This window comes from Megasphaera sp. DJF_B143 (genome assembly GCF_900320625.1).
In the GTDB taxonomy this organism is placed as follows: domain Bacteria; phylum Bacillota; class Negativicutes; order Veillonellales; family Megasphaeraceae; genus Megasphaera; species Megasphaera hexanoica.
Genome location: NZ_ONTA01000147.1, coordinates 1 through 10,894, shown reverse-complemented (window position 1 = coordinate 10,894; position 10,894 = coordinate 1). Strand labels below are relative to the sequence as shown.

Annotated in this window: 10 protein-coding genes; 7 read left to right on the top strand and 3 right to left on the bottom strand. The window is 52.9% G+C overall.

Going from position 1 to position 10,894, the window contains the following annotated elements:
- Window positions 1–122: 122 nt before the first annotated feature.
- The 3 genes from DBO31_RS04530 to DBO31_RS04520 all read right to left on the bottom strand — a co-directional run bounded on the left by DBO31_RS04530 (window position 123) and on the right by DBO31_RS04520 (window position 3,198).
- On the bottom strand, window positions 123–1,421 hold the full coding sequence (locus DBO31_RS04530) for a lactate racemase domain-containing protein (RefSeq protein WP_150824547.1): 1,299 nt from the start codon (window positions 1,419–1,421) through the stop codon (window positions 123–125).
- A gap of 236 nt (window positions 1,422–1,657) precedes the next feature.
- Entirely contained in the window at window positions 1,658–2,005 is a 348-nt protein-coding gene (locus tag DBO31_RS04525; protein ID WP_075582204.1) for a MerR family transcriptional regulator, read from the bottom strand.
- A 239-nt stretch (window positions 2,006–2,244) separates the two neighbouring features.
- Window positions 2,245–3,198, bottom strand: a complete 954-nt coding sequence (locus DBO31_RS04520) for a magnesium transporter CorA family protein (RefSeq protein WP_059077142.1) — start codon at window positions 3,196–3,198, stop codon at window positions 2,245–2,247.
- Between the two features lie 209 nt (window positions 3,199–3,407).
- Here DBO31_RS04520 and DBO31_RS04515 point away from each other — a divergent pair, with 209 nt between their 5' ends.
- From DBO31_RS04515 to DBO31_RS09485, 7 genes are all read left to right on the top strand, one after another.
- The gene (locus DBO31_RS04515; protein ID WP_150824546.1) at window positions 3,408–4,085 is read left to right on the top strand and encodes a DUF554 domain-containing protein; all 678 of its coding nucleotides are present in this window, start codon (window positions 3,408–3,410) and stop codon (window positions 4,083–4,085) included.
- Between the two features lie 192 nt (window positions 4,086–4,277).
- On the top strand, window positions 4,278–7,832 hold the full coding sequence (gene smc, locus DBO31_RS04510) for a chromosome segregation protein SMC (protein ID WP_150824545.1): 3,555 nt from the start codon (window positions 4,278–4,280) through the stop codon (window positions 7,830–7,832).
- A 2-nt stretch (window positions 7,833–7,834) separates the two neighbouring features.
- Window positions 7,835–8,779: a signal recognition particle-docking protein FtsY gene (ftsY, locus tag DBO31_RS04505; RefSeq protein WP_059077145.1), complete on the top strand. Its 945-nt coding sequence runs from the start codon at window positions 7,835–7,837 to the stop codon at window positions 8,777–8,779.
- 21 nt (window positions 8,780–8,800) lie between these two features.
- On the top strand, window positions 8,801–9,262 hold the full coding sequence (locus tag DBO31_RS04500; RefSeq protein ID WP_150824544.1) for a YhcH/YjgK/YiaL family protein: 462 nt from the start codon (window positions 8,801–8,803) through the stop codon (window positions 9,260–9,262).
- Window positions 9,263–9,273: 11 nt separating this feature from the next.
- Window positions 9,274–10,083, top strand: coding sequence for a hydroxyethylthiazole kinase (thiM, locus tag DBO31_RS04495; RefSeq protein WP_059077147.1), 810 nt, complete (start codon window positions 9,274–9,276; stop codon window positions 10,081–10,083).
- The gene (thiW, locus tag DBO31_RS04490; protein ID WP_075582208.1) at window positions 10,076–10,588 is read left to right on the top strand and encodes an energy coupling factor transporter S component ThiW; all 513 of its coding nucleotides are present in this window, start codon (window positions 10,076–10,078) and stop codon (window positions 10,586–10,588) included. Before thiM ends, thiW begins: the two co-directional genes overlap by 8 nt.
- Before the next feature lie 170 nt (window positions 10,589–10,758).
- A partial coding sequence (locus tag DBO31_RS09485) for a TetR family transcriptional regulator (protein WP_150824543.1) occupies window positions 10,759–10,894 on the top strand: 136 nt, incomplete at its 3' end.

Here is a 10,894-nt window from a genome sequence, read left to right as displayed (position 1 = left end):
GCTGGTAAAGAGAAATAAAGATATAGAACGGTTATAGCAAAGGGGCTGCCTGATAGTGAGGCAGCCCCTTCGTTAGAATGAGGTAAAACTTTTGATAACACTGGCAGGTATCGTAAATATACTTACCAGAGATTATCTTCTTCATTGAATTTCCAGTCATAGGGATCCGATATGACTTCCATGGCGGGAATTTTCTGGATATCAGGGATGCAGGCAACGGAGCATTCCAGTTCATTCAGGGAAATCGTATTTTTGATGCGGACCACTTTTGCCTGTGACGGGTCGGGCAGGAAGGAATGGGCAATAGCCATTTCAATGGCATCTTTATCGCTGTTGGCATATAGCGGCATAGCGCCCATGTGGAATGACTTCGCTGTGATGATATTTGTATAGGTCATGGCAAAATCGATTTTATTGACGAAGCGATAGCTGATGATATCGGCTACGCCGGCTCCGGTTGCATTGCCGTGGGCCTTTTCCGTAATATCGAGCAGGACGATTTTTTCGATATCCGGTGCCAGTTTGTGGAAACCTGCAAACTGGCTTTCCCGTTCCGTACGGCCCGTTACGTTGGGGTCCATCCCGGCGCCGCTGATTTCCTTGCCGACTTCATCGATGACCAGCACGTCGATACGGGGCAGCAAAAGGTGGGGCATTTCTGCCCGTGCCAGCTGCTGCAGGCGGGCATCTTCTTCAAATAAACGGGGAGTCGGGATGACTTCCAGGTGGCCGATATGGTCGGAGGGACTCTGAGTCAGCCCGACCGAGAAAAATACCCGTACTTTCTTCAGGAAGGCTTCCGATACGCGTTCCAGGTTTTCACCGAAGTGATCGTAGCCCAGGGAATGAAATGCGCTGGCGCCGCGGTGTTTTCCCACGCCGATGCAGATCATTTTCAAGAGACCCGATTCATGGGGCGCTTTGAAATGGGTGTGCGGTTTGATTTTGTTGAACAGAATGATCCCGTCGGCTTCGTAGGCGGCTTTGTCGCAATAGACCGGCATGCCATCGGGAAGCTGATCTACCTGTACCGTTTCCATGGTGGAGATGACCGGTACGCCCAGGTACTCTTCGCAGATGCCGAACTGGGCCAGATGCTGTTTCTGTCCTTCTGCTGTCGCACCGGCATGACTGCCCATGGCCGGGAAAATAAAGGGGCTGGCTCCCCATTCCTGCAGCTGGCGGCACAAAAGGCGGAGCAGTTCTTTGTAATACGGTACGCCACGGCTGCCGGCCGTAATGCCGATACGCTGGCCTTTTACAGCCGGAGCCAGTTCGCCTTCATGGGCGGAGAGCTGCTTCTGTAGTTCGCCTACGGGATCGGTCAGGTATTCATCGGGAAAGGTCTGGCGGACGCGGACCATATGAGGAATCGTGATGCCATCAGTGAGCGATTTTTTGTCGAGTTTTGGGAATTTCATACATAGTACCTCCTTTGCCGGTATTCTCAGTAAGTGGGAACAAAGATGAAACCGGACGATGAATTCTTTACCTATAGTATACCACTAGTTCATAAAACTATGATTAAAAGGTATAGAATAGACACCTGGCTTGACAGAAATGCGTAGCAGAAGGTACGCGAAAAGGCTGTCCTGCAGGTTTGGGCAATAATCCGCAGGGCAGCCTGTAACAGATTTCCTATATTTCCATTAATATATTATGATTCATCGAGAAGGCGAAGTTTGGTGTCGAGGCGGTCCAGTGCCTCCTGCATATGGCGCATCCGTTCGCTCAGACGCTGCTTTTCCTGCAGGAGGATTTTCCGGCGGGCAGACCGGGTATCACCATCCTGGCGGTATAATTTCAGATAGGCAGCCAGACCTTCAATTGAGACATCGGCGGCACGCATGCATTTGATGAACGCAATACTGGCACAATTTTCATCGGTATATTCACGGATACCGTTTTTATTGCGCGGCACCTGGCTGATAAGGCCGATTCGTTCATAATATCGCAATGTATCAGGGGTCAGATTATACTTTTCACTGACTTCTTTGATCTTCAATGGTATCACCTCTTAGTCCGTATTATAAATGATGGAGTACAGTCTAAGTCAACAGGTCTTTTGACGGTATTTTACGCTATCTTACGCTATCTTACGCTTGCTTTGAACTTGTGCCTTTTCATAAAAATGCTCCCTTCCCGGTAAACAAGCTTGTATTGTGTCACTTGTCTACCGGGAAGAGAGCATATCATGAGCAGACTGACCGCCTGATGGGGCAGCTTTTTGCGAAATTGTATTTCTTAAAATAAATGCTTGAGCCAGAGCAGGGCGACGGCAGCACCGGAGCAGAGGACGGCAATGGCGATGATGATAGGGAAGCCCAAGGGGTCTTCGGCCCAGGGAACGGGAACGTTCATACCCCAGAGGCTGAAGATGATCGTCGGCACGGCCAGGATGATCGTAATCGAGGCGAGAAATTTCATGACAATGTTGAGATTGTTGGATATGATCGATGCGAAAGTATCGGACATGTTCATGAGGATGTTGGAGTACATTTCGACCATTTCGATAGCCTGTTTGTTTTCGATGATGACGTCTTCCAGGAGGTCTTCGTCTTCTTCGTACATCTTGAGCAGATGATGCAGGGCCGTGTTACGGCGCAGGCGCATGAGTTTTTCCATGACGATGCCGTTGCCTCGCAGGGCCGATGTGAAGTAAGTCAGTGATTTCTGTAATTCCAGCAGCAGGAAGAATTCTTTATTCTGCATGGAATGGCGCAGGTCTTTTTCGATGTCATCGGTCCGGTGGTTGATCTGCTGCAAATACCGCAGGAAGAGCGTCGCCGTGCGGTACAGAATCTGGAAGAGAAAGCGCGTTTTTTTGAATGTATAAAACAGGGGATATTTGTTTTCCGTGAAGGTGCGCATGACTTCCGTTTCCTGAATGCACAGGGTAATGATGAAGTCCGGCGTGATGAAGATGCCCAGCGGCAGTGTATCATAGCTGTCTGTTTCCAGGATGATAGGAATGTTGATGACGATGAAGATATAATTGTCTTCCAGTTCCACGTGAGACCGTTCTTCCGTATCCAGGGAAGTCTTGAGGACGTCCGTCGGAATTTCCGTTACCATGGAAACGAGCTGGAGATCTTCTGAATCGGGGTTGACTACATGTATCCAGGAGCCTTTCTCAGCAGAGGCGAGAGAAATATTGTCTTCCAGATGGCCATTATTGTGTTTATAGACTTGAATCATGATGGCAGCCCCTTTCCCTTTGTATGTGTTGTAAGTCCAAACTACAATATAATCATAATTTACTCATTCGTCAAGAGAAAAGGCCATATTAAATGTAAGGATCCGGTAAAATCGCAGCTGCCTGCCTCTGGCAAGGTAATGGTGGCGGGGAATAGGGGAATTTGCTATAATAAAATGGCTTTATTTTCTATGATATGGGGGAATGGATTATGTTGGCTGTCATACTCAATGGTTGTATGACTTCTTTGGGAGCGCTTATTGGATTTTTTCTGAAACGGGGGATTCCCCAGCATTATACGCAGGCCATTTTCGGCGTCATTTCTCTGTGTGTCGCCGTCATGGGGATACAGGCTGCCGTAGCGACGCAGAATCTCATCCTCGTACTGGCCAGTATGATCGTAGGTACGCTGGTTGGGACGGCGCTGCATATAGAGGACCATATGCAGCAGTTCGGGGAATTTCTGAGAAAACGGCTCCGTGCAGGCAATGAATCGAATTTCGTCAAGGGATTTGTCACCTTGTCTTCCATGCAGATCATCGGTGCCATGGCAATCCTGGGTCCGGTCCAGGCAGCTCTCGGTAATAATGAACTGTTGTATTTTAAGAGCGTCCTCGATTTTACGTCGGCTTTTATCTTTGCGACCATATACGGCCTGGGAATCGTGCCGGTGGGACTCGTCGTCCTGGTGTACCAGGGATTGTTCTACGTGCTGGCAACACTCTTTCTGCCGCTCATGACGGCCGATGTCATCCGGGAGCTCAATGCCGTAGGCGGCATCATGATCCTCGGGATAGCCCTCAACATGTTCGGCACGACAAAGTTGAAAATTGCTGATTTCCTCCCGGCCTTGTTCATACCGATGATTTATTATCATTTCATCGGCTGAGAAAAAACTGTAACAAATGGCATGATAGAGTCATTTGTTGCGGTTTTTTTATTACTCATTCTTTTCCACTCCTATATTGGTGTTTTCACATATCTATGGTATGATAGAATATGTTTATTACAGCAGAAAGACTATGGGTATGACGACAGACTCCTATCCATAGGGATATCTGGATGGGAAAGTTGGCAGCCTATGCAATTACTAAAGATGGAGCTGCGGGGATTTAAATCGTTCGCAGATAAGACAACACTGACATTTGATAAAGGCATCACGGCTATTGTCGGGCCGAACGGCAGCGGCAAGAGCAATATTTCCGATGCCATCCGCTGGGTCATGGGCGAACAGAACGTCCGCCAGCTGCGCGGCCAGAAGTCGGAAGATATTATCTTTTCCGGTACGGAAAAGCGGCGTCCCCAGGGTGCGGCCGAAGTATCTTTGTATTTCGACAACAGCGACCATCAGCTCGACGTCGAATTTACGGAAGTCGTCGTGACACGACGCATATTCCGTTCCGGTGAAAGTGAATTTTTCATTAATAAGCGGCCGTGCCGTCTCAAGGATATTCATCTCCTCTTTGCCGATACGGGCATCGGCCAGGATTCGATGGCCGTCATCGGCCAGAACCGGGTAGACCGCATCCTGAACAGCAAGCCGGAAGAACGGCGGATCATCTTCGAAGAAGTGGCTGGTATCAGCCGCTATAAAAGCCGCAAACAGGACGGGTTGCGCAAGATAGAAGAAACGGAACATAACCTCGAACGCATCCACGATATGATGAGTGTATTGGAAGACCAGCTGGAACCGATGAAAGAACAGGCACAGCGGCTGCAGACGTTCCGGGAACTGGACGGCGAACGGCTGGCCTATGAAGGTACGCTGGCCCTGCAGGAATTGCGCAACGCCGAACGACTTCTTTCCAAAGCGGAAAATAACCGCATCACGGCTCAGCAGGAACGGGATACAGTCACGGCAAAACTGGAACAGGCGGCAGCCCTGCGGAAGCAGCTGGTGACGCGCATGGAAAAAGAAAATTCGGCCCTGCAGCGCCTCGATGAAGAGACCCTGGCCGTCCACAATGAACTGGACAGCATGAAGAGCCGGCACGAAGCCTTTTCCAGCCGCCAGCAGGAACTGGCCGAATCGTTCTGCCAGGCCGGGCAGGATGTCCAGGCAGCGGAAAAAAAGGAAGGGCAGATCAAGGAACAAAAGGCCGCTTATACAAGTCAGCTGGAAGGGAAAAAACAGGAACGGGATGCAGCCCGTCAGGGCCTTTCCCTGACAGAGGAACTGTTCCGCCAGGCCGGGGAAAAAGCCTGCAAAACTGCCGATGCCCTGGCACAGGTGCAGACAGAGAGTGCCCGGAGGCAGCAGGATGTATTCGTCCTGACACGGGATATGGAAGATTTGCGCCGCCGCCTGGAAGAGAACCGCAGTCAGGCCGGCGGACTGGAACAGGCGAAGACGGATCAGGAACAGGCTGCATCCCGCATGGCCGGTGCCGTGCAACAGGTCAGGGATGATCTGGAACAGGCCAGACAGCAGTTCCAGTCTTCGTCGGCTCTTTGTAAGACGTGGGAAGCAAAGCAGCAGGAGGCCAATGAGCAGCTCCGGAAGGCAGAACAGGTGTACCGCAGCCTGCAGGGAAAGACGGCGGCCCTTTCCCAGCGCATACGCGTGCTGGAAAGCATGGAACAGGAACATGAAGGACTGGGCCGTGCCGTAAAAGCCGTATTACTGGCACAGCTTCCGTGGCGGCCGCGTATCTGTGGCGTCGTCGGCGAATTGTGTACCATACCGGCAGCTTACGCGACGGCCCTGGACATCGCCCTGGGCGGAGCATCCCAACACGTGGTGACCGACGATGAACGGACGGCCCGGCAGGCTATTTCCTATTTGAAAGAACGCCATGCCGGCCGGACGACCTTCCTGCCGCTGGATACGGTGCGGCCCCGCAGCCGGACCCGTGACGAAGAAGCGGCTTCTGCCATGGCAGGCATCATCGGCTTTGCCGACGATCTGATACAGTATGACGACAAGTACAAGCCTGTTTTTTCGTCTCTCCTCCATAAGACGCTCGTAGCAGAAACGGCCGATGCCGCCTCTGCCGCAGCCCGGGCATACCAGCACCGGCTGCGTATCGTCTGCCTTGATGGGACATTGTTCAATGCCGGGGGCTCACTGACTGGCGGCAGCGTAAAAAACCGGGAAGGATCCCTCATCAGCCGGCGGGCGGCCCTGCAGGATTTGAAGCAGGAAGCGGCGGCAGCGGAGAAAAAGCTGCAGGAACTGGTCCAAAGGGGAAATGACCTGCGCCGCGCGGCCGGCGAAGCAGACAAGGCCGCATCCCGGCAGCAGCAGACCTGCCGGCAGGCCGATATGGAGCAGCAGAAACTGCAGCTTAGCCTGCAGAGCATGGAACGGGAAGAACAACAGGCCCGGGAACGGGCCCGTGAAGCCGGACAGACCTTGCAGAAGCTGTATGCGGCCCGGTCGGACATCCAGGCAGAGCTGGTACAGAAAGAGGAAACGTACGCAGCCTGGATGGACGAAAAGCCGGCCGATACGAAAGTACTGGAAGAAGAACAGCAGCGGGCACAGGACGAACTGGAACAGTGCCGTCATGCCCTGACCGACCGGCAGGTAGCGCTGGCTACCCTGGAAGAACAGATCCGTCATCTGGAAGAGCAGATCCGCCAGCACGAAGAATTGTCCCGGCAGGCCGCCGATGCCTCGAAAGAAGCGGCAGACCGGCTGGCATCCATCGGGCGGCGTCAGGACGAAACGCGGCAGCTGCTGCAGGACCTGACAACGCATATCCGGGAAAAAGAAAAAGAAACGAAGGCCAAGGATGAGAAAAAAAAGGCCTTTTATGCTTCACGGGAAGCCGATTTTGAGAAGAGCCGGGAGCTGGAACAGCAGATAAACGACTTTAGGGACGAACAGGAACAGTGGAATCAGCGCGTCCATGCGGCAGAAGTGCAACAGGAAAAGTACCGTGGCGAGATTGAACGGGGAGAAGAACACCTGGCCCGGCAGGGACTGAGCCGGGAAGCGGCGATGAAACGGCGCCGCGAAGGCTCTCTCCGCGAATTGAATGAACACGTATCGCGTTTGCGTCAGCAGATTGCCGGCCTGGGACAAATCAATCCCAATGCCGATACGGAATATCAGAACGCCGTAGATAAACGGGACTTTTACCATCGCCAGTGCGAAGACCTGCTGGAATCGCGGAAACGGCTGCAGATCGTCGTGGCAGAAATCGACCAGGCCATGTCCAGTCAGTTCAGCCAGGCTTTTGCTGAGATTGCCCGTCATTTCCAGCGCATATTCAGCCAGCTTTTCGGCGGGGGCACGGCCCATATTTCCCTGACCGGCAGCCAGGATGTCCTGCAGTCCGGCGTGTCCATCCTCATTCAGCCGCCGGGAAAGAAACAGCAGCCACTGACGCTCCTTTCCGGCGGTGAACGGGCGCTGACCGTCATTGCCCTGCTGCTGGCATTCCTGGCCTACCATCCGGCACCATTCGTGCTGTTTGACGAAGTTGATGCAGCCCTCGATGAAGCCAATGTCATCCGCATGGCCAGGTATATGAAGAATTATAGTGGCACGACCCAGTTCATCGTCATCACCCACCGGCGCAAGACGATGGAGGCAGCCAATACGCTCCAGGGCCTGACCATGGAAGAAAAAGGCGTATCCCGCCTGCTTACCGTTAAAGTAGACGATATGATAGAGAAAGGAAGTTAATTATGGGATTTTTTTCAAGATTACGCAAGGGATTGGAAAAAACGAAAGGCTCGCTCATTAAGAACATCGAGACCGTCGTACGCGGGTATGCCAAAATTGATGACGAGATGTACGATGATCTGGAAGCGGTCATGCTCACCGGCGATATAGGAGTGGAAACGACGGAATATCTTCTCGACCAGATCCGCAGCGGCGTAAAGAGCCGGGAAATCCAGAATGGCGATGATGTCATTCCTTACCTGGAAAAGTGCATCGTAGCCCTTCTGGAAGAAAATAACGACCCCGTACCGGATTGCACCGGTACGACCGATGTCATCTTTATCGTCGGCGTCAATGGCGTCGGCAAGACAACGACGATTGGCAAGCTGGCCAAATACTATACCCAGCAGGGCAAATCGGTCATGCTGGCCGCAGGCGACACCTTCCGGGCAGCGGCGGCAGAACAGCTCACTATCTGGGCGGACCGCACGGGCGTCCCTATCGTGAAGCATCAGGAAGGAGCCGATGCGGCGGCAGTCGTCTTCGATGCGACGGCGTCGGCCAAGGCTCATCATACGGATATCCTCCTCGTCGATACGGCCGGCCGTCTGCAGACGAAATCCAACCTCATGGAAGAATTGCGGAAAATGGCCCGCGTGGCCTCCCGCAATATCGAAGGGGCACCGCAGGAAACGCTGCTGGTCCTCGATGCGACGACCGGGCAGAATGCGGTCAGCCAGGCCAAGTTGTTCGGCGATGTCGTACCGCTTACGGGCGTCGTTCTCACCAAGTTGGATGGCACGGCCAAGGGCGGTGTCATTTTATCGGTCAAACGGGAACTGGGCGTACCTGTGCGCTGGGTCGGCGTCGGTGAAGGCGTCGATGACCTGCGCCCCTTTGATGCGGCCCAGTTTGCCGATGCCCTCTTTGACCGCAATGTAGAAAAGAGAGAACAAGAAGAGGATTAATTCTGGAAGGGTGGGATTTTCATGTATGCAGGAAATATCAGGCAATGGGAGACGGAAGTACAGGCACTGCCGGAATGGCTGCGGCCCTGGATCAAAGAACTGGCCTCCCTTCATACGTCATTGCTCAAACCGGGACGGCATGAACTTCCGGGAGCGAATTTCTTCAATATCGATGAAGTCATGACGGAAAACGTGTCGGCACGTAAGATAGAAGCGCACCGGTCTTACATCGATATCCAGATGGTACTGGCCGGGAGAGAATACATCGGCTGGCAGCCTCTGTGCCGCTCGGGCAAGGTCGTAGAAGCACGGCCCGATGATGACATCTGGTTCTACGACGGTTCTTATGAAGATGATACGCAGGTCCTCATGACACCGGGTACCTTTGCTATCTTTCTTCCCGGCGACGGCCACCGCCCGTTGTGTGCTCCTCACGGGCTGTGCGGTCCCGTCCGTAAAATCATTATGAAAATCCATATCTGAGAGGACATATCATGAATGTATTACAGGAAGCGGGAGAGGCGCTGCAGCGGTTGCGGCAGAAACGCCCTCTCGTCCATCATATAACTAATGTCGTCACCATCAATGATTGTGCCAATGCGACTCTTGCCATAGGGGCATCGCCGACCATGACCTGGGCTCCCGCTGAAGTAGGAGAATTGGCCGGAGCTGCTTCGTCGCTGGTCCTCAATATGGGAACGCTTCAGCCCTGGACGATAGATGCGATGGAACGGGCCGGTAAAGCGGCAGCAGAGAAGAATGTCCCCATCGTGCTGGATCCCGTAGGTGCCGGTGGTACGACGTACCGGACGCAGGGCGCACTGCAGCTGGCAGCACGGCTGCCCCTTACCGTTATCCGGGGCAATATGAGCGAAATGATGTGCCTCGCTGCAGGAAGAAGCGGAATCAATCCCGGAGTGGACAGCCATGACAGAGAAGTCATGACCATAGAAAAAGTCCGCCATCTGGCGCGGCTGCTGAAAACGACAGTGGCCATTACTGGCCCGGTTGATGCCGTATCCGATGGCCGGCGCAGCGTCCTCCTGGGAAATGGGACGCCTCTCCTGACCTATGTGACAGGAACGGGCTGTATGACGACATCGCTCATCGCGTCCTTTGCGGCCGTGTCCGGCCCGTTTACGGCGGCTGTAAGCGGCATCCTCTCCATGGGAATTGCCGGGGAAACAGCAGCCCGCCTGTCCCAGGGGCCGGGTACGTTTCACCTGCATCTTATCGATGCGTTATACCAGTTGCAAACAGAAACATATCTTACCTGTGGAAAGGTCCTGAATTACGATGAATAATCAAAATGTATACTTGAAGAAACTCACCTTTACAGCTATTTTTATTGCTCTCGGCGTTCTCCTGGCCCCTCTTGTATCGTTCCCGTTTGGGGGCGCCCGTGTATTTCCCCTGCAGCATTTGATTAATGTCCTCCTGGCCGTTCTGCTGGGATGGCGCTATTCGGTTGCCGGTGCTTTCTGTATTTCTTCTATCCGCATCGCCCTGGGAGTCGGCACCATTCTGGCTTATCCGGGCAGCATGATCGGCGCCTGCCTTTCGGGGATTCTGTATAAGAAGACCGGGTCCATCTGGGGCGCCGTCGTCGGGGAAATTTTTGGTACGGGCATACTGGGCGGACTGGTTGCCTACCCTCTGGCCGCCTTCATCCTCGATTCCAAAGCCGTTGCCCTCTGGTTTTTTGTCGTCGCCTTCCTGCCTAACACATTCATCGGTGCCATCTGCGGGGCTGTCTTCCTCAAAATCATTCCGCTGAAACGGATGGTCGAAGACATGCTGAAACGATAACAGAATAGATAGTTCTAAAACGAAACAAATTCCTGCGGGACTGTAGATTTTCATTGACTAATGCAGTCCCGTATATTAAACTATAAATTGGTACTGAGTTTTCTATTTGAGTTTTTAATGATTTTTGAGACTTGTGTTGGTTTGAAGTGGAGGATGGATAGGGTGAGTGCATGAATATAGATATGCGTGAACAAATTTTACAGGCATCATTAGATGAGTTGCGCATGCATGGTCCGAATTTCCACATGGATGATCTGGCCCGCCGTCTCCGCATCAGCAAGAGAACCTTATATGAACATTTCTCGT